The following is an 18,399-nucleotide window of genomic DNA, read 5'->3' on the forward strand; positions in this document are numbered from 1 at the left end:
ATGGAAAAATGGGGGACCACATCATGACAACCCGCATCGAGCACGACACCATGGGCGAGATCGCCGTTCCATCCCAGCGGCACTGGGGCGCCCAGACCCAGCGGAGCCTTGAAAATTTTAAAATCGGCGGCGAGCGCCAGCCCAAAGAGATCATCACCGCCTTCGCCTATTTGAAGGAGGCCTGCGCCCGGGCCAACGAGGCGTGCGGCAAGCTGACGGCGGCGCAGGCGGACGCCGTGGCCCAGAGCTGCGCCGAAATCCGAGAGGGCCGCTGGGACGAGGAGTTTCCGCTGGTGGTCTGGCAGACGGGCAGCGGCACCCAGACCAACATGAACGTCAACGAGGTCATCGCGCACCTTGCGGCGGACCGGGGTGTACAGCTCCATCCCAACGACCACGTGAACGCCTCCCAGTCCAGCAACGACACCTTCCCCTCCGTCCTCCACATCGCCGCGGCGCTGGCGGTGGAGCAGGCGGTGCTGCCTGCGGCGGAGCGACTGGCGGACGCCTTTGCCAAATTGGAGGCCGCATGGCCCAACCTCATCCGCATCGGCCGGACCCACCTGCAGGACGCGACGCCCCTGCGCTTTGCCCAGGAGGTCTCCGGCTGGCGGGAGCTGGTGGCGGCCCCCTGCCGGATGCTGCGCCTTGCCCAGAACGAGCTTTGCCGCCTTGCCATCGGCGGCACTGCGGTGGGCACCGGACTGAACGCCCCCAAGGGATACGACGCCATGGTCTGCCAGCGGCTGCGGGAGATGACGGGCCTTCCCTTCGTGCCCGACGAGAACAAGTTCCACGCCCTCACCAGCAAGGACGCGCTGGTCTTTTCCCACGGGGCGCTCAAGGCCTTGGCGGCAAATCTCATGAAGATCGCCAACGACATCCGCTGGGAAGCCAGCGGTCCCCGCTGCGGCATGGGCGAGCTCCACATTCCGGAAAACGAGCCGGGCAGCTCCATCATGCCCGGCAAGGTGAATCCCACCCAGTGCGAGGCCGTGACCATGGCGGCGGTGCAGGTTTTGGGCAACGACACCGCCATCGGCGTGGCGGCAAGTCAGGGCAACTTCCAGCTGAATGTGTTTTTGCCGGTGGCCGCCTACAACTTTCTCCAGTCCGCCCGGCTGCTTGGCGACGTGTGCGACTCGTTCCGGGTCCACTGCGTGGAGGGCATCGTCCCCGACGAGGAACGGATGCAGCGCAACCTTCACAATTCCCTGATGCTGGTGACGTGCCTCACGCCGAAAATCGGCTACGAATCGGCGGCGCAGTGCGCCAAAAAGGCGCTTCACGACGGCACCACCCTTAAGGAAGCCGTCCTCGCGCTGGGCCTTTTGACTGGGGAGGAATTTGACGAGACCGTAAAACCGGAAAAGATGGTATGACCGCGTTTTCCAAGGCCCGACGCACCCTGTGTGCGCCGGGCTTTTTTGTTCACCGAAAGGCTGTGCTTTCCGCCGGGGCGCTGGCGGGATGCGCCGCTCCGCCGTTTCCCCCCCACAGCCGTCATCCGGTCCGGAACCGGAAAATTATGCACTTTCCATTTCTTTACCCCCCAGTGGGACGCCCCCTCCCGGCGTCTTGCGCGCAGCGCCGCCGCCCATTGTAAGGATGGATAGGAAAAACATGGCAAAATAGGCAAAAGTACCGTATTCAAGGCCCAATTGTTGTGCAACCCGCCACTTGCATAATTATACATAGCAAGCGTATAATTCAATCAACAAATTACTTCAAACGGAGGCGTCCACCATGAAAAAAGAAAAGAAGGATATCCACAAGATCGTACTGGCCTATTCCGGCGGTCTGGATACATCCATCATCATCCCCTGGCTGAAAGAAAACTACAACAACCCCGAGATCATCGCCGTGGCCGGCGACGTGGGCCAGAACGACGAGCTGGAGGGTCTGGAGGAAAAGGCCCTGAAAACCGGCGCTTCCAAGCTCTACATCGCGGATCTCACCGACGAGATGGTGGACGAGGTCATCTTCCCCTCCCTGAAGATGGGCGCGACTTACGAGCAGTACTTACTGGGCACCGCGTTTGCCCGCCCCATCATCGGCAAGAAGCTGGTGGAGATCGCCAAGGCGGAGGGCGCTGACGCCATCGCCCACGGCTGCACCGGCAAGGGCAACGATCAGGTCCGCTTTGAGCTGGCCATCAAGCGCTTTGCCCCCGACATGACCATCATCGCCCCCTGGAGAGAGTGGGACATCAAGGGCCGTGACGAGGAGATCGACTACGCCGAAGCCCACAAGGTCCCCCTGAAAATCAACCGGGAGACCAACTACTCCAAGGATAAAAACCTCTGGCACCTGAGCCATGAGGGTCTGGATCTGGAGGACCCCGCCAACGAGCCACAATACGAAAAGCCCGGCTTTTTGGAAATGGGCGTCTCCCCCGTCACCGCGCCGGACAAGGCCGCCTATGTCACCATCGACTTTGAAAAGGGTGTGCCCGTGGCCGTGGACGGCGAGCAGATGAAGGGCAGCGACATCATCCGCAAGCTGAACAAGCTGGGCGGCGAGAACGGCATCGGCCTTCTGGACATCGTGGAAAACAGACTGGTGGGCATGAAGGACCGTGGCGTGTACGAAACGCCGGGCGGCACCATTCTCTACAAGGCCCATCAGTGCCTGGAGATGCTGACTGTGGATAAAGATACCGCCCACATGAAGAGCAAGCTGGCGGTGGATTTTGCGGACCTTATTTACAACGGCAAGTGGTTCACCCCCCTGCGGGAGGCTCTTTCCGCCTTTGCCGACAAAACGCAGGAGCACGTCACCGGCAGCGTGAAGCTCAAGCTCTACAAGGGCAACCTGATCACCGCTTCCATCACCTCTCCTGAGTCGTTGTACTCCGAGGAGCTGGTCACCTTCAACGAAAGCAGCTACGACCAGACCAACGCCACCGGCTTCATCAATCTCTGGGGCCTGCCCGACACGGTGCTGGCCCTGCGGGAAGAGGGCAAGCTGTAAGCAGCGTGCCTTCCGCCCGCCCCGGTTCGTGGGCCGCGGCGTCGGCTTTGAAAAGAAAAACGCGGATGCGGGACGGAGATGCTCTTCGCCCCGCGTTCGCAGTGAAAGGAACGCTTGTATGAAACTCTGGTCCGGGCGCTTCGGCAAGGAAACCGACGCCTTAGTCAACGACTTCAACGCCTCCATCTCCTTCGACCAGCGGCTGTACCGGGAGGACATCCGCGGCTCGCTGGCCCACGCCGATATGCTCCGCGCCTGCGGCATCCTCTCTCAAGAGGACGCCGACGCCATTTCCGAGGGGCTTTTGGGGATTTTGGCGGATGTGGAGGCCGGGAAAATCACCTTCACCCCCGACAACGAGGACATCCACATGAATGTGGAGGCGCTGCTCACCAAGCGCATCGGGCAGGCTGGCAAGCGCCTGCACACCGCCCGGTCCCGCAACGATCAGGTGGCGCTGGATTTCCGGATGTACGTCCGGGGGGAGATCCCCACGCTTTTGAGCCAGCTCATGGAGTTGGAGACGGTTTTGTGCCGGCAGGCGAAGCGCTATCAAACCGCCGTCATGCCCGGCTATACCCACTTGCAGCGGGCGCAGCCCATCTCCTTTGCCCAGCACCTGATGGCCTATGCCGCCATGTTCCGCCGGGACGCGGGACGGCTGGAGGACTGCGCCGCGCGGCTCAACGAGTGCCCCCTTGGCAGCGGCGCGCTGGCAGGCACCACCTACCCCATCGACCGCTTCATGACGGCGCAGGCGCTCTCCTTTGACGCCCCCATGTCCAACTCGCTGGACGGCGTTTCCGACCGGGACTACGCGCTGGAGCTGATGAGCACCCTGTCCATCCTCATGATGCATCTCTCCCGCTTTTCCGAGGAGATCATCCTCTGGTGCAGCTGGGAGTTTAAATTCATCGAGCTGGACGACGCCTACGCCACCGGCTCGTCCATCATGCCTCAGAAGAAAAATCCGGACGTGGCCGAGCTGGTCCGGGGCAAGACGGGGCGGGTGTACGGCGACCTCATGAGCCTGCTGACGGTGATGAAGGGTCTGCCGCTGGCCTACAACAAGGATATGCAGGAGGACAAGGAGCCGGTGTTCGACGCCATCGACACCGTGGAGATGTGCCTGCCGGTGTTTGCCGCCATGCTGGACACCATGACCGTCCGCACGGACAACATGCGCGCTGCGGCGGGCCGGGGCTTCATCAACGCCACCGACTGCGCGGACTATCTCACCAAAAAGGGGATGCCCTTTCGGGACGCCTATACCGCCGTGGGTCAGCTGGTGGCCGCGTGTACAAAGAGCGGCAAAACGCTGGAGGACACGACGCTGGAGGAATTCAAGGCCGTCTCTCCCCTCTTTGAAGCGGATGTATACGACGCACTGAATCTGGAAAACTGCATGGCCCTGCGGGGCAGCTACGGCGGTCCCGCCGTTTCGGAGACCAGCCGGCAGATTGCGGAGATCGAACAGTTTGTCTTGGACCACACAAAGTAAAAAAAGGGGATGGACCCAGTGAAACCGAAGGTATATATTGATGGCAAGGACGGCACCACCGGATTGCAGATCTACGACCGCCTCTCCGCCCGCGAGGATGTTACTTTGCTCCTCATCGACGAGGAAAAGCGAAAGGACAGCGCCGCGCGCAAGGCGCTGATGGACGCGGCGGATCTGGTGTTTTTATGCCTGCCGGACGCCGCCGCCGTGGAGGCCGTGGCGCTGGTGGAAAACCCCGCCACCCGCATCATCGACGCCTCCACCGCCCACCGCACCGCAAGCGGCTGGGTGTACGGCTTCGCGGAGCTGGGCCAGCGCGGAGAAATTGCGCTTGCCAAGCGCGTTGCCAATCCCGGCTGTCACGCCACCGGTTTTCTCTCCGCCGCAGCGCCCTTGGTAAAGCTGGGCATTTTGCCAAAGGACTACCCCCTCACCGTCTACTCCCTCACCGGCTACTCCGGCGGCGGCAAGAAGATGATCGCGGAGTACGAGTCCGACGGGCGGAGCGAGGCACTTGACGCCCCCCGCATCTACGGGCTGAATCTACGGCACAAGCACCTGCCGGAGATGCAGAAGATCGCCGGACTTTCCTATCCGCCGGTTTTCAATCCGGTGGTGGACGATTACTACAAGGGCATGGCCACCACGCTGCTGCTCCACAACCGTCTGCTCTCCGGCGCCCCCACGGCGCAGGATGTGTGCGAGGCGCTCACCGCGTTTTACGCGGGGCAGGCGCTGGTGAAGGTGACGCCCTTTGGCGCGCAGGAGAGTCTGCTTTCCGCCAACCGCTTTGCCGGGAAGGACACGCTGGAGCTTACCGTCTGCGGAAACGAGGCCCAGACCATGATTACCGCCCGGTTCGACAATCTGGGCAAGGGCGCCTCCGGCGCCGCCGTGCAGAATATGAATCTCATGCTGGGCTTTCCGGAGACTGCCGGACTGAGCCTGTAAGGAGGAACACCTATGAACTTGATTGAAGGCGGCGTCTGCGCCGCGCAGGGCTTTTCCGCCGCCGGTATCCACGTGGGCGTCAAGACCCACGCCACGTGGAAAAAGGATGTGGCGCTCATCGTGTCTGACGTGGAGTGCGCCGCCGCGGCGGTATTCACCAAAAACGTGGTAAAGGCCGCCCCCATCCATGTGGACAAGGCGCATCTGGCAAACGGCAGGGCCCGGGCCATCATTGCCAACAGCGGCAACGCCAACGCCTGCGCCCCCAACGGCGAGGAAAACGCCGAAAAGATGTGCGCTGCGGCGGCAAAGGCCATCGGCTGCGAGGCGGGCGACGTGCTGGTGTCCTCCACCGGCGTCATCGGTCAGACCCTCAACGTGGGCGTCATCGAAGCGGGCGTCCCCGCGCTCTGCGGCGCGCTGGAGCACTCCGCCGCCGGCAGCGACGCCGCCGCCCACGCCATCATGACCACCGACACAGAGAAAAAGGAAGCGGCAGTGGAGACGGTCATCGGCGGCAAAACCGTCCGCATGGGCGGCATCGCCAAGGGCAGCGGCATGATCCACCCCAACATGGGCACCATGCTCTGCTTCCTCACCACGGACTGCGCCATCTCCCCCGCCATGATCAAAACCGCCCTGCTGGAGACCGTGAACGTCAGCTTCAACCGCATCAGCGTGGACGGCGACACCTCCACCAACGACACCTGCTGTGTGCTGGCAAACGGCCTTGCGGGCAACGCTGTCATCACGGAAAAGGACGGGGACTACGCCGCCTTTTTGGAGGCGCTGCAAACCCTTTGCACACTGCTTGCCAAAAAGATGGCCTCCGACGGTGAGGGCGCGAAGCACCTTCTCACCTGCACCGTCTCCGGCGCCAGCAGCGAGCAAAGCGCGGAGACCATCGCCAAGTCCGTCATCTCCTCCACCCTCACCAAGGCCGCCATCTTCGGCGCGGACGCCAACTGGGGCCGTGTGCTCTGCGCCATGGGCTACTCCGGGGAGGACTTTGACCCGGAGCAGGTGGAAGTCTCCTTTGCCAGTGCCGCAGGCAGCGTCGCCGTGTGCGCCAAGGGCCGGGGACTGAGCTTTGACGAGGACCTTGCCAAGAAAATTCTCACAGAGCACGATGTGGAGATTCTCGTCTCCATGGGCGAGGGCGACCAATGCTGCACCTGCTGGGGCTGCGACATCACCTACGATTACATCAAGATCAACGGGGACTACCGCACCTGACGCGTCGCATACGCCGTATCCCTCGCCTCCGCCCTTTGGACGAAGGCTCACTCACTCCGTTGCTCCGCTTCTTCGCGGCGGGACCGCCTGCGGCTGAGTCCCTCCGCGAGTGGAGACGGGGGACGTGTCGCATACGCCGTATCCCTCGCCTCCGCCCTTTGGACGAAGGCTCACTCACTCCGTTGCTCCGCTTCTTCGCGGCGGGACCGCCTGCGGCGATTTCCCCCCGCGAGTGGAGACGGGGGACGCGTCGCATACGCCGTATCGTTCGCCTCCGCCCTTTGGACGAAGGCTCATTCACTCCGTTGCTCCGCTTCTTCGCGGCGGGACCGCCTGCGGCTGAGTCCCTCCGCGAGTGGAGACGGGGGACGTGTCGCAAACTTCGTATAACTCGTCTTTGTGGGATAAGAACCCCACACCGTAAATTCAAAACGGGCGCTTGCAAGGCCCAAAGGAAGAGGGAACCCACATGTCATCTCACGCACAGCAGGCCAAGACGCTGGTCGAGGCGCTGCCCTACATTCAAAAATTTACCGGAAAAACCATTGTGGTAAAATACGGTGGAAACGCCATGATCTCAGACGAACTGCGCAGTGCCGTCATGAGCGACATCATTCTTTTGAGCCTCGTGGGCATCCGGGTGGTGGTGGTCCACGGCGGCGGGCCGGAAATCTCCGACATGCTGAAAAAGATCGGCCACCAGTCCCGCTTTGTGGACGGTCTGCGCTACACGGACGAGGAGACCATGGACGTGGTGCAGGCGGTGCTGTGCGGCAAGATCAACAAGAATCTGGTGGCGCAGCTGAATCGGCTGGGCGGGCAGGCCATCGGCCTTTGCGGCATGGACGGAAGGCTCTTTCAGGCGACGCGGCTGGACGAGAAATACGGCCTTGTGGGCAAAATCACCGGCGTGAATCCCGCGCCGGTGGAAAACGCCCTGCTGACGGGCTACATCCCCGTGATCTCCACGGTGGCGCAGGGCACGGACGCCGACACGTCATACAACATCAACGCCGACACCGCCGCCGCCAAGCTGGCGGAGGCGCTCCACGCGGAAAAGCTCATTTTGCTCACGGACGTCCGGGGCCTTTTGCGCGATCCCAAGGACGAGGAGACTCTCATCCACGTGGTCCACACCTACGAGGTGCCGGGTCTTGTGGCGGACGGCACCATCTCCGGCGGCATGATTCCCAAGATGGAGTGCTGCGTGTCCGCCATTGCCGGCGGCGTGGAGCGGGTGCACATTCTGGACGGCCGGATTCCCCACTCCCTTCTCATTGAGCTTCTCAGCGATCAAGGCATCGGCACCATGCTGAAAAAGGAGGACTAAATTCATGACTTCCGAAGAAATTAAGGCCCTGACAGGCCGGTACATCATGAATACCTACGGCCGCTTCCCCGTGGCCATCGACCACGGGGAGGGCGCCCGGCTCTACTCCCCCGAGGGGCGGGAGTACATCGATTTTACCAGCGGCATCGGCGTGACGTGCCTTGGCTACGGCAACGACAGCTGGGCGCAGGCCATCGCGGCGCAGGCCCAAAAGCTGGGCCACGTCTCCAACCTCTTTTATACGGAGCCTGCCGCCCGCCTCGCCCAAATTCTCTGTGAGCGCACAGGAGAGAGCTGCGTGTTTTTCGCAAACGGCGGCGGCGAGGCCAACGAGGGCATGATTAAGCTTGCAAGAAAGTACAGCTTTGACAAGTATGGCCCCGGCCGCGCCACCATCCTCACGCTGAACAACTCCTTCCACGGCCGCACCATCACCACCCTCAAGGCCACCGGGCAGGAGGTGTTCCACAACTATTTCTTCCCCTTCACCGAGGGCTTCCGCTACGCCGACGCCAACGACCTTTCCTCTCTGGAGGCCCAGAGCGGGGACGACGTGTGCGCCGTGATGGTGGAGCTGGTGCAGGGCGAGGGCGGCGTGCTGCCCTTGGAGCGGGACTATGTGCGCTCCGTCGCCAAGCTGTGCGCCGAGAAGGACTGGCTGCTGCTGGTGGACGAGGTCCAAACCGGCGTTGGCCGCACGGGCAAGCTCTTTGCTTTCCAACACTACGGGATTTTGCCGGATGTCGCATCCTTTGCCAAGGGCATCGCGGGGGGACTTCCCATGAGCGGCATTCTGGCAAATGAAAAGTGCCGCACCGTTCTCACCCCCGGCACCCACGCCACCACCTTTGGCGCAAACCCCGTCTGCGCCGCCGCCGGACTTTTGGTGCAGGAGACCCTCTCCGACGCGTTTTTGGAAGAGGTGGCGTCCAAGGGCGCCTACCTGCGGGAGAAAATTGAAGCGATGGCGCTGCCCTGCTTTGGCAAGACCCGGGGTCTGGGATTGATGATCGGCATTGCCGTGCAGGACGGTTTTTCCAACAAGGACCTTGCCAACCGCCTGATCGAAAATGGATTGCTGGTGCTCACCGCGGGGCCGGGGATGCGGCTGCTGCCGCCGCTTTCCATCACGAAGGCGGAGATGGACCGGGGCCTTGCCATCATGGAAGCGACGCTGCGCTGATTTTGCCGCTTGCGGCTCTTACAATAGCAATCACAATATCTCTATCTTTTGCTTTTGCTCTTGCGGGAAGATTTTTGAAGATTTTGCAGAATTTTAAAAAATGTGCACCCCCCTGTGCCCGCTTTTGCACACACCACCGATAAAGAGAGGATTTGACATGGAAAACCACACCCACTTTTTAAAGCTTCTGGATTTCACCCCCGCCGAGATCGGGCAGTTTTTGGACACCGCCGCCGACCTGAAGGCCAAAAAGAAGGCCGGCATCCCCCACCGGTATCTGGAGGGGAAGAACGTGGCGCTGATCTTTGAAAAGACCTCCACCCGCACCCGCTGCGCCTTCGAGGTGGCGGCGCAGGATCTGGGCATGGGGTCCACCTATCTGGGGCCCACCGGCTCCCAGATCGGCGTGAAGGAGTCCATCGCGGACACTGCCCGGGTCCTTGGCCGGATGTTTGACGGCATTGAGTACCGGGGCTTCGGGCAGTCTCTGGTGGAGGAGCTGGCGAAGTATGCCGGAGTCCCCGTGTTTAACGGGCTGACCAACGAATTTCACCCCACTCAGATTCTGGCGGACTTTCTCACCATCCGGGAACACTTCGGGAAACTTTCCGGCGTCAAGCTGGTGTACTTAGGCGACGCCCGGTACAACATGGGCAACAGCCTCATGGTGGGCTGCGCCAAGATGGGGATGCACTTTGTTGCCTGTGCGCCCAAGGCGTATCTGCCGGACCCGGCCCTTGTGGCCACCTGCCGCGCCATCGCCGAGGAAACCGGCGCGGTGCTGGAGCTGATAGAGGACCCCATGGAAGCCACCAAGAACGCCGACGTTCTCTACACCGACGTGTGGGTCTCCATGGGCGAGCCGGCGGAGGTGTGGGCGGAGCGCATCGCGGCGCTGGGACCCTATCAGATCACCCAGGCGCTTATGGACAACGCCGGTCCCCAGTGCCGTTTCATGCACTGCCTGCCCGCCTATCACGACCACAAGACCAAGGTGGGCCGTGAGATGGGCGAGCGCTTCGGGCGCAGCGCCATGGAGGTCACCGACGAGGTGTTTGAGTCTCCCCGGTCCATCGTCTTTGACGAGGCGGAAAACCGGATGCACACCATCAAGGCGGTTCTGTACGAGCTGATGAAATAAGGCATTCCCGGCGCTCTCCCGCCTGTGCGGGAGAGCGCCTTTTTCGCCTTGGGCGCCTGTCTCCCCACCCCGGGAAGGACAGATGTGACCTTGCATTTTGGGGGCTGCGGCGCTATACTGGAAAACAAAAGGAGGTGCTTTTATGGACCGTTTTTCCATCCTTGTGGGCGACATCACCCGTTCTGACGCGGAGGCCATCGTCAGCGCCGCCAACACCTCTCTTCTGGGCGGCGGCGGAGTGGACGGCGCCATCCACCGGGCCGCCGGTCCCGCGCTTTTGGCGGAGTGCCGGGGCTTGGGCGGGTGCGAGACCGGCCGGGCCAAGCTGACCCGGGGCTACAACCTGCGGGCAAGCTACGTGCTCCACACCCCCGGCCCCATCTGGCAGGGGGGACACCTGGGCGAGAGCGCCCTGCTGGCCGCCTGCTACCGCTCCTGCCTGTCTCTGGCGGCGGAGCGCGGCATCCGCTCCGTGGATTTCCCCTCCATCTCCACTGGAATTTACGGGTATCCCCTTCCCATGGCCGCCACTGTGGCGCTGAAGGCCATTATGGAATTCCTCCGGGAGCACGACCTTCCCCAGCGGGTGCGTCTGGTGTGCCACGACGAAGCCACCGCCGCCGTTTACCGCCAGACCTGGAACCTCTGGTACGCGGAGGACAAGGCCTGCCGGATGTAACCGTCTGTAAAAGGGCCGGGGCAGGAACGGCCCTCCGCAAAGTCAGTGCGCCTTTGGCGGAGACGGCGAACCACGGGTTATTTATAATTGACGGTGTAAAGAGGGATCTTGCTATGGAGCGCCATGTCCAAAAGAAACAAAAAAACCGCTATATTTTAATTGCTTTGGTACTGACACTTTATTTTGTTTTGTCTGTTATTATCGGCTTTCCCCTGGGCTTTGGAAACATGATGGCACGGAGCCATGCACGAGACTATTGTGAAGCGGTTTATCCCGAGGCAACTCTGGGAAAAACAATCTTTAACCCGGTCGATAACAACTTTAGCACTCGCATTAATCTGGAGAATGATAGTTTCACCATTGGTACCAACCCCAATAAAAAAGCGGTGGTGGATTATAATCGCAGGGAAGTGTTTTTGCAGGACACAGGCGTATTTGAGGCGCTTTCCAAACTGCAACGCACCCATGTTTCCATAGCCAAATATGGTTGGATTACCTGTTATGTATATTGGAATTATGATGATCCCATGACGCCCATTGCTATGTTCCGAATGGATTATACAGACGCTCAATCGACACCGCTCCCCAATGACGATGAGATGAAGGAACTGCTGACGCCCCTTGCTTTGGATTGTATCACCTCACTAAATGAATATTTACCATTGAACAGTATTCAATTACTATACTATCATCCCGCCTTTAACCCTGACGAAAAAGGCATGACATGGAGAATTGTGAAGATGGATTTAGAAGATGATACCCCAATGAATCAAGACCTCCTGAAAAACGCATCAGTCAGAGTTAATTAAAACATTTGAATTCAGGTCTGTGAAGGGTTATAGTTTAAAGGCTATCTTATTTGGATTATGAGCATACCCCCTGCGTCGCCTTCTCGCTTCAAGACGCAGCGAATGAACTTCGTGCAAAAGGGCATCACCGTTTAGAAAACGGTGATGCCCTAAAAACATCCTTATCGGAAGGGCCGGGACTGATCGTCCCAGCCTTTTTTCGTATGTGCGCACACGGTTTACTGGGCGTCGATCTTTTCCTTCAGCTCATTGAGATAGACCCAGCGCTCCGTCTTTTCCTCCAGCGCGGCGGAGAGCGCCCCCTCCCGGCTTTGCTCTTCCTGCAATTTCACATAGTCGCTGCCGCAGCGCCCCTGCGCCGCCCGGCAGGCAGAAAGCGCCTCCTCCAGCGCCGAGAGCTCCTCGTCAATCCGCTCAAATTCCGCCTGCTCCTTGTAGGAGAACTTCAGCTTCCGCTCCCGGGGGCGCTCCACCGCCGCCTTGGGTTTTTCCGCCTTGGGAGGCGCGGTCTCATCCTGCCGCTTCGCCATCCAGTCCGACCAGTTGCCCGTGTAGCGCAGAATCTCTCCTCCGCCCCGGACCTCCATAATGGACTCCGCCAGCTTATCCAGAAAAAAGCGGTCATGGGAGACGGTGAGGATGGGGCCGGGGAAGCCTTGCAGATAGTCCTCCAGAATGGACAGCGTCATCACGTCCAGATCGTTGGTCGGCTCGTCCAGCAGCAGCACGTTGGGCGCCTCCATCAAAACCGACAGCAGATACAGCCGCCGCCGCTCTCCGCCGGAGAGCCGCCCGATGGGCACGGACTGGAGATCGCCGGGAAAGAGGAACCGCTCCATCATCTGGTTGGCGGAAAAGGTCCCCTCGTCGGTTTTCACCTCGTCGGCAATGTCGTGGATAAAATCGTAGACCCGCTGGGTGAGGTCCAGCTCCCGCCCCTCCTGAGAAAAGTGGCCGATTTTCACCGTTGCGCCGATCTCCACGCTGCCGGAATCCGGCTGCAACTCCCCGGCGATGAGGTGGAGCAGCGTGGATTTGCCCGCGCCGTTTGCCCCCACGATGCCGATGCGCTCATTGCGCAGCAGATGGTAGGAAAAATGGCTTACGATGGGCCGCCCGTCAAAGGCCTTGGAGACGTCTCTCAGCTCGATGATCTTTTTCCCAAGGCGGCTGGAGGCCGCGGAAAGCTGCACGGCGTCGTCCGTCTCCGGTCCGTCCTGCTCCACCAGCGCCTCATACCGCCCGATGCGCTCCTTGGACTTGGTGCTGCGGGCGCGGCACCCCCGCATGATCCACTCCCGCTCCAGCCGCAAAATGGACTGGCGCTTGCGCTCGCCCGCCTCCGCCACCTCCTCTCGCTGGGCCTTCAGCTCCAGATACCGGGAGTAATTGGCCTCGTAGTGGTAGAGCTTGCCCCGGCTGAGCTCCGTGATGTGGTTCACCACCCGCTCTAAAAAGTAGCGGTCGTGGGTCACCATCACAACGCCGCCCCGGAAGCGGCGAAGCCACTCCTCCAGCCAGGAGACCATTTCGCTGTCCAGGTGGTTGGTAGGCTCGTCCAGCACCAGCACGTCCGCCGGATGGATCAGCGCCGCCGCCAGCGCCACCCGCTTGCGCTGTCCGCCGGAGAGAGCGCCCACCTTCTGAGCGAAGTCCGGCAGGCCCAGCTTCGTGAGCATGGTCTTGGCCTCGTATTCGTTCAGCGCCCGGAATTCCGCCGGAAAGTGCAAAAACACCTGCTCCAGCACCGTGGCGCTATCGTCCATCACCGGGTTTTGTGGAAGATAGCTCACCTGCACGTTGGGGTTGTGGGAGAGCTTGCCGGCGTCCGGCTCGATAAGGCCCGCAAGGACCTTCAAAAAGGTGGATTTTCCGGTGCCGTTGATGCCGATGATACCGGTCTTGTCCCCCTCGTTCAAATAGAAATTCACATCGTCCAGCAGCTGACGGCTGCCGAAATTGATGGAGAGATGTTCCGCGGATAACAGCATAATTGCCTCCTACTCTGCAAATCCTTTTCATTCTATCACGGCGCCGGGCTTTTGGCTAGCCTCAGTGTGCAAAGGCTGGTCAAACCGGAGGGATTGTGCTATTCTTGGGTGGAAAGGCTGGAATTTTTCTATGGAAACCATTACGATCACCATTCCTCCCGAGGAGGACGGCGCCGCCGTGCGCCACATTCTGCGCGCCGTGCTGCACTTTTCCGCCCACGCCGTCTCCCGCCTCACCCGGGCGGAAAACGGCATCCTCGTCAACGGCTGCCACGCCCGCACCACCCAAATTCTCCGCACCGGGGACGTTTTGACGGTGGAGACCGGGGACCACCGCCCGCCCAAAGTCGCCGTGACCCCGGGAAACTGGCCACTGCCCGTGGTGTGGGAGGACGGACACCTGCTGGTGGTGAACAAGCCCGCCGGGATGACCGCCCACGCCTCCAACTTTCTGCCAGACACCCCCACCGTGGCGGGGGCGCTGGCCTGGGCAAAGGGCGGGGACTTCGTGTTCCACTCCGTCAGCCGGCTGGACAAGGGCACCACGGGGCTGATGGTGGTGGCAAAGAGCGGCTATGTTCACGATCTGCTGCGCCACAGTCTCCACACTCCCCGCTTCTACCGGGAGTACCGGGGCGTCTGCGTCGGCTGCCCGGAAGAACCCCGGGGCACCGTCCACGCCCCCATCGGCCGGGACGAAGGCTCCACCATCGCCCGGATGGTCCGGCCCGACGGGGCGGACGCTGTCTCCCACTACGAGGTCCTCTCCTCTGCAAATGGGCTGTCCCTTTTAAAGCTGGTGCCGGAGACCGGCCGGACCCACCAGCTGCGCGTCCACATGGCGTCCATCGGCTGTCCGCTGGCGGGCGACTGGCTCTACGGCAGGGAGGATCTGGCGCTCATTGCCCGCCCGGCGCTCCACTCCTACGCGCTGACGCTTGAGCATCCCGTCACTGGGGAGGTCCTCCACCTCACCGCGCCGCTGCCCGCCGACATGGCGCGCCTTCTTTAGACATTGTGTAGTCTCCCCGCCGGTCCGCTCCGTATCCGATGCGCCGCCGCGCAAAATAAAGCTTGACTTGGAGTGCACTCCAAGTGATAAGCTGATTCGGAAATCAAATTTGCGCAAAGGAGCAATGCATATGGCAACGGTTTATTTCACACGGGACCTCTCTTCCGCAGGCCTTCTCCGCATTTACGAGGCGCTGGGCGCGCCGCTTCCCGGGAAGGTGGCGGTGAAGCTCTCCACCGGGGAGCCGGGGGGACACAATTTTCTCTCCCCTGCCCTCATTGCCCCGCTGGTCCAAATGCTGGGCGGCACCATTGTGGAGTGCAACACCGCCTATGCCGGGCGGCGCAACACCACATCGGAGCACCGGAAGGCCATCGCGGAGCACGGCTTTTCCGCCATCGCCCCCTGCGACATTCTGGACGAGGAGGGGGAAGTGAGCCTGCCGGTGGAGGGCGGCTTGCGCCTGCCGGAAAATTTTGTAGGGTCGCACCTGAAAAACTATGATTCCATGCTGATTCTCTCCCACTTCAAGGGCCACGCCATGGGCGGCTTTGGCGGCGCGTTGAAAAACATGTCCATCGGCGTGGCTTCCGCGCACGGGAAAAGTCACATTCACTGCTCCGGCCACTGGGACGGCACCTTTGAAAACCTCTTCACCGCCGACCACGACGCCTTTTTGGAGTCCATGGCGGACGCGGACAAGGCGGTGATGGATTTCATGGGCCGGGAGAATCTGCTCTATATCAGCGTGGCGAACCGGCTCTCTGTGGACTGTGACTGCAACGCCCATCCCGAGGAGCCGGAAATGGCGGACATCGGCATTTTTGCCTCCACGGACCCCGTGGCGCTGGATCAGGCCTGTGTGGACGCGGTATACGCCTCGCCCGACCCGGGCAGGGCGGCGCTCATCGAGCGGATGGAGTCCCGCAACGGCATCCACACTGTGGAATCCGCCGCCGCGCTGGGGCTGGGGTCCCGGGTCTACGCGCTGAGAGAACTGGATTGAAGGAGCGGCCCCGGACCAAAGGGGCGCGGGGTCACCCTAAACGAATGAGAAAAGAGGAATCACGCGATGCAATACCGGGAACTTGGCCGCACGGGCCTGCGCGTCAGTGAGCTTGCCCTTGGCTGTGAGGGCTTCAACGACGCGGACAGCAGCTTTGCCGACGCCCTTTTTCAAGCGGCGCTGAAGGCGGGCGTCAACTGCATGGACCTGTACAGCCCCAACCCCGCTATCCACCGCGCCGTGGCCCGGAACCTGCGGGGACGGCGCAAGGACTTTATTTTGCAGGCCCATCTGTGTACGCTCTGGCGCAGCGGCCAGTATCAGGCCACCCGGGACCCCGGAGAGGTGCAATCGTCCTTTGAAGCGCTGCTTTCCAATCTGGAGACGGACTACGTGGACATCGGAATGCTCCACTACGTGGACTCCCCCGCACTGTGGCGCCAGCTGGCGGAGGGTGAGGTGATGGACTACGCCCTCCGCCAGAAGGCGGCGGGCCGCATCCGCCACTTGGGCGTCAGCAGCCACAATCCGCGCGCGGCGCTTGCCGCGGTGGAAAGCGGCCTTGTGGACGTGCTGATGTTCAGCATCAACCCCTGCTACGACCTTTTGCCCGGCGGCGAGGACTGCGAGCAGCTTTGGACGGCGGACAGCTATCACGGCACTCTTTCCAACATGGACCCGGAGCGGGAGCATTTGTACGAGACCTGCCAGCGTCTGGGCGTGGGCATCACGGTGATGAAGGCCTTTGGCGGCGGAGATCTGCTCAGCGAGACCCTCTCCCCCGCCGGGAGGGCGCTTACCCCGGTCCAGTGCATTCACTACGCCCTCACCCGCCCGGCGGTGGCCTGCGTGATGTCCGGCGCGCGGTCGCTGGAGGATCTCGCCCGCACGCTGGCCTATGAGAGCGCAAGCGAGGCGGAGAAGGACTACGCGGCGGCGTTTGCCGCCTTCCCCCGCATCCGCTGGCAGGGTCACTGCATGTATTGCGGTCACTGCGCCCCCTGCCCCGTGGGCATCGACGTGGCGGCGGTGACGAAGTTTTTGAATCTGGCGAAAGCGCAGGGCAGCGTGCCGGAAACGGTGCGGGAGCATTACGCTGCCCTGCCAAGCACTGCGTCGGCGTGCGTGGCGTGCGGCGCGTGCGAGAATCGCTGCCCCTTCGGCGTGGCGGTGCGAGAGAACATGGCGCAGGCCCGGGCGATATTTGGAAAGTGAGGGAGAGTCATGACGATCGCGCAGGTCAGCCGGCAGTACGGTCTCAGCGCGGACACGCTGCGCTACTACGAGCGCATCGGTCTCATCCCCCCGGTGCCCCGGAACAACAGCGGCATCCGGGACTATGACACGGTCTCCTGCCAGTGGATCGAGCTGATGAAGTGTATGCGCTCAGCGGGCGTGCAGATTGAGGCGCTGATCGAATACGTGGCGCTGTTCCAGCAGGGCGACGCCACGCTGAACGCCCGGCGGGAGCTTCTCATCGCACAGCGGGAGCAGCTGAAGCTGCGCATGGCGGATATGCAGGCGTCTCTTGACCGACTGGAGAGCAAAATCGAGCATTACGAGCAGGGCCTGATGCCATCGGAGCAGCGCTTGCGCTCCGGTATTTCCGTGGCGGAGCCATAAAAAAGCGCGGCGTCCGAACGCCCCGCCAATCAGAATATATGAGGGCATCACCGTTTTAGGAAACGGTGATGCCCTCATTTTTCGCTGCTATTGAGGCGTTCTCCAGCGAGCGGGAAGTTGTAGGTGTGCCCTGGGGCAAGAAGGCGAAGCAGTTCAGTTCGTTAAACGTAAAGTTGGTCATCGTATCACGGCATTGCACGCTGAACACTTTTGATTTATGCCAAAGTAAACCCTTCCGGTGCAGATGTCGAAGTGCTTGATGCATAGGAATCAATATAAACAGTATGTATTTCATGCCTTTTAAACAGCACACCTGTGGTCACTGTGATTTCGTAGGCATCCAAAATGTGGTCGCTTAATCCAGAACAGCTGCAAGATCGAATACATTGAACTGGCGTTCCTTTATAGCGAAGCCGTTTCAGGTATTGGTACGCAGCGGGAATGGATGTTGTTTCAATTGGATTTCCCTTTGAAAACCCAAATTTCCCTTCCTTTTTAACAGTAATATTTTCAGTAAAAAAACTTGGCCGTTGACCTTTTTCATAGTCCAAAAGTTCTTTGAATTTTTCTGTTGATGTAAACTCTACCAGACCATTTGACATTGTTTTTGCCTCTTCATCGAAGTGCTGAATACAAATGGAGTAATACACGCAGAAGGCAAAGGCTTCTTTTTCCTCGATGGTCAGTTTTCCTGCCGTTTGCGGAAGTTCCTCCAGCATCCGTAACTGCACATGAATGCGGTCTTCTTTTCTGACAGGGATTGCATACTTCGGTTGTTGACCGGTAATCAAATCTCCCAAAAAGTCATAGGCATCAAACATTTCTTCGATTGAAAGTTTTGGCTCAACTCCAAAGTTTGTTGATGACTGCTAAAACGGGCGCGGCACAGCAAGCTCCAATTTACCCGCAATGAGGTAAATCATGGAGGTATAGCCCTTGAATGTATTGAATCCGCGAGCCTTCC

16 protein-coding genes are annotated in these 18,399 nt (G+C 60.9%); 14 read left to right on the forward strand and 2 right to left on the reverse strand.

Translation table 11 applies throughout. The features are described 5' to 3' along the window. The first annotated feature begins 23 nt into the window (after nt 1–23). From PHI30_RS05415 to PHI30_RS05460, 10 genes are all read left to right on the forward strand, one after another. Nucleotides 24–1,382: a lyase family protein gene (locus tag PHI30_RS05415; protein WP_300024949.1), complete on the forward strand. Its 1,359-nt coding sequence runs from the start codon at nt 24–26 to the stop codon at nt 1,380–1,382. A 364-nt stretch (nt 1,383–1,746) separates the two neighbouring features. Further along, on the forward strand, nt 1,747–2,973 hold the full coding sequence (locus PHI30_RS05420; RefSeq protein ID WP_300024952.1) for an argininosuccinate synthase: 1,227 nt from the start codon (nt 1,747–1,749) through the stop codon (nt 2,971–2,973). A 118-nt stretch (nt 2,974–3,091) separates the two neighbouring features. Beyond that, nucleotides 3,092–4,474 carry an argininosuccinate lyase gene (argH, locus tag PHI30_RS05425; protein ID WP_300024956.1) on the forward strand — a complete coding sequence of 461 codons (1,383 nt, stop codon included), beginning with the start codon at nt 3,092–3,094 and terminating at the stop codon, nt 4,472–4,474. 9 nt (nt 4,475–4,483) lie between these two features. Further along, nucleotides 4,484–5,425, forward strand: a complete 942-nt coding sequence (argC, locus tag PHI30_RS05430) for an N-acetyl-gamma-glutamyl-phosphate reductase (protein ID WP_300024958.1) — start codon at nt 4,484–4,486, stop codon at nt 5,423–5,425. A gap of 12 nt (nt 5,426–5,437) precedes the next feature. Further along, nucleotides 5,438–6,661: a bifunctional glutamate N-acetyltransferase/amino-acid acetyltransferase ArgJ gene (gene argJ / locus PHI30_RS05435; RefSeq protein WP_300024960.1), complete on the forward strand. Its 1,224-nt coding sequence runs from the start codon at nt 5,438–5,440 to the stop codon at nt 6,659–6,661. A 469-nt stretch (nt 6,662–7,130) separates the two neighbouring features. Continuing rightward, nucleotides 7,131–7,991, forward strand: coding sequence for an acetylglutamate kinase (gene argB / locus PHI30_RS05440; RefSeq protein ID WP_300024962.1), 861 nt, complete (start codon nt 7,131–7,133; stop codon nt 7,989–7,991). A gap of 4 nt (nt 7,992–7,995) precedes the next feature. Next, nucleotides 7,996–9,174 carry an acetylornithine/succinylornithine family transaminase gene (locus tag PHI30_RS05445; protein WP_300024964.1) on the forward strand — a complete coding sequence of 393 codons (1,179 nt, stop codon included), beginning with the start codon at nt 7,996–7,998 and terminating at the stop codon, nt 9,172–9,174. A 157-nt stretch (nt 9,175–9,331) separates the two neighbouring features. After that, nucleotides 9,332–10,315, forward strand: a complete 984-nt coding sequence (gene argF / locus PHI30_RS05450; protein ID WP_300024966.1) for an ornithine carbamoyltransferase — start codon at nt 9,332–9,334, stop codon at nt 10,313–10,315. Nucleotides 10,316–10,457: 142 nt separating this feature from the next. Then, complete coding sequence (locus tag PHI30_RS05455; protein WP_300024969.1) at nt 10,458–10,994, forward strand: O-acetyl-ADP-ribose deacetylase; 537 nt, start codon at nt 10,458–10,460, stop codon at nt 10,992–10,994. A 113-nt stretch (nt 10,995–11,107) separates the two neighbouring features. After that, nucleotides 11,108–11,803 (forward strand): hypothetical protein, encoded by a 696-nt coding sequence (locus PHI30_RS05460; protein WP_300024971.1) that lies wholly within the window; start codon nt 11,108–11,110, stop codon nt 11,801–11,803. A gap of 218 nt (nt 11,804–12,021) precedes the next feature. Here PHI30_RS05460 and PHI30_RS05465 read toward each other — a convergent pair whose 3' ends face one another. Then, a complete protein-coding gene (locus PHI30_RS05465; protein WP_300024974.1) occupies nt 12,022–13,794 on the reverse strand; it encodes an ABC-F family ATP-binding cassette domain-containing protein in 1,773 nt (590 codons plus the stop codon). A 130-nt stretch (nt 13,795–13,924) separates the two neighbouring features. Here PHI30_RS05465 and PHI30_RS05470 point away from each other — a divergent pair, with 130 nt between their 5' ends. The 4 genes from PHI30_RS05470 (at nt 13,925) to PHI30_RS05485 (ending at nt 17,435) form a co-directional block, all read left to right on the forward strand. Beyond that, entirely contained in the window at nt 13,925–14,806 is an 882-nt protein-coding gene (locus PHI30_RS05470) for an RluA family pseudouridine synthase (RefSeq protein WP_300024977.1), read from the forward strand. 130 nt (nt 14,807–14,936) lie between these two features. Then, nucleotides 14,937–15,812 carry a DUF362 domain-containing protein gene (locus tag PHI30_RS05475; protein ID WP_300024980.1) on the forward strand — a complete coding sequence of 292 codons (876 nt, stop codon included), beginning with the start codon at nt 14,937–14,939 and terminating at the stop codon, nt 15,810–15,812. Nucleotides 15,813–15,878: 66 nt separating this feature from the next. Then, nucleotides 15,879–17,027 (forward strand): aldo/keto reductase, encoded by a 1,149-nt coding sequence (locus PHI30_RS05480; RefSeq protein ID WP_300024983.1) that lies wholly within the window; start codon nt 15,879–15,881, stop codon nt 17,025–17,027. A gap of 9 nt (nt 17,028–17,036) precedes the next feature. Further along, complete coding sequence (locus tag PHI30_RS05485) at nt 17,037–17,435, forward strand: MerR family transcriptional regulator (protein ID WP_300024986.1); 399 nt, start codon at nt 17,037–17,039, stop codon at nt 17,433–17,435. Nucleotides 17,436–17,650: 215 nt separating this feature from the next. On the opposite strand, the gene PHI30_RS05490 is transcribed toward PHI30_RS05485, so the two are convergent. After that, complete coding sequence (locus tag PHI30_RS05490) at nt 17,651–18,256, reverse strand: hypothetical protein (RefSeq protein ID WP_300024989.1); 606 nt, start codon at nt 18,254–18,256, stop codon at nt 17,651–17,653. Nucleotides 18,257–18,399 lie beyond the last annotated feature (143 nt).

Origin of the sequence: Oscillibacter sp., from assembly GCF_028693505.1 — a bacterium.
Classification (GTDB): Bacteria; Bacillota; Clostridia; order Oscillospirales; family Oscillospiraceae; genus Oscillibacter.

What these genes read in the sequence shown, in the direction of transcription:
- PHI30_RS05460 (WP_300024971.1), top strand. Translation starts at nt 11,108, where the DNA reads ATGGAGCGCCATGTCCAAAAGAAACAAAAAAACCGCTATATTTTAATT.
- argJ (WP_300024960.1), top strand. Translation starts at nt 5,438, where the DNA reads ATGAACTTGATTGAAGGCGGCGTCTGCGCCGCGCAGGGCTTTTCCGCC.
- PHI30_RS05465 (WP_300024974.1), bottom strand. Translation starts at nt 13,794, where the DNA reads ATGCTGTTATCCGCGGAACATCTCTCCATCAATTTCGGCAGCCGTCAG.
- PHI30_RS05445 (WP_300024964.1), top strand. Translation starts at nt 7,996, where the DNA reads ATGACTTCCGAAGAAATTAAGGCCCTGACAGGCCGGTACATCATGAAT.
- PHI30_RS05420 (WP_300024952.1), top strand. Translation starts at nt 1,747, where the DNA reads ATGAAAAAAGAAAAGAAGGATATCCACAAGATCGTACTGGCCTATTCC.
- PHI30_RS05475 (WP_300024980.1), top strand. Translation starts at nt 14,937, where the DNA reads ATGGCAACGGTTTATTTCACACGGGACCTCTCTTCCGCAGGCCTTCTC.
- PHI30_RS05455 (WP_300024969.1), top strand. Translation starts at nt 10,458, where the DNA reads ATGGACCGTTTTTCCATCCTTGTGGGCGACATCACCCGTTCTGACGCG.
- PHI30_RS05415 (WP_300024949.1), top strand. Translation starts at nt 24, where the DNA reads ATGACAACCCGCATCGAGCACGACACCATGGGCGAGATCGCCGTTCCA.
- argB (WP_300024962.1), top strand. Translation starts at nt 7,131, where the DNA reads ATGTCATCTCACGCACAGCAGGCCAAGACGCTGGTCGAGGCGCTGCCC.
- PHI30_RS05470 (WP_300024977.1), top strand. Translation starts at nt 13,925, where the DNA reads ATGGAAACCATTACGATCACCATTCCTCCCGAGGAGGACGGCGCCGCC.
- argF (WP_300024966.1), top strand. Translation starts at nt 9,332, where the DNA reads ATGGAAAACCACACCCACTTTTTAAAGCTTCTGGATTTCACCCCCGCC.
- PHI30_RS05490 (WP_300024989.1), bottom strand. Translation starts at nt 18,256, where the DNA reads ATGTTTGATGCCTATGACTTTTTGGGAGATTTGATTACCGGTCAACAA.
- PHI30_RS05485 (WP_300024986.1), top strand. Translation starts at nt 17,037, where the DNA reads ATGACGATCGCGCAGGTCAGCCGGCAGTACGGTCTCAGCGCGGACACG.
- PHI30_RS05480 (WP_300024983.1), top strand. Translation starts at nt 15,879, where the DNA reads ATGCAATACCGGGAACTTGGCCGCACGGGCCTGCGCGTCAGTGAGCTT.
- argC (WP_300024958.1), top strand. Translation starts at nt 4,484, where the DNA reads ATGGACCCAGTGAAACCGAAGGTATATATTGATGGCAAGGACGGCACC.
- argH (WP_300024956.1), top strand. Translation starts at nt 3,092, where the DNA reads ATGAAACTCTGGTCCGGGCGCTTCGGCAAGGAAACCGACGCCTTAGTC.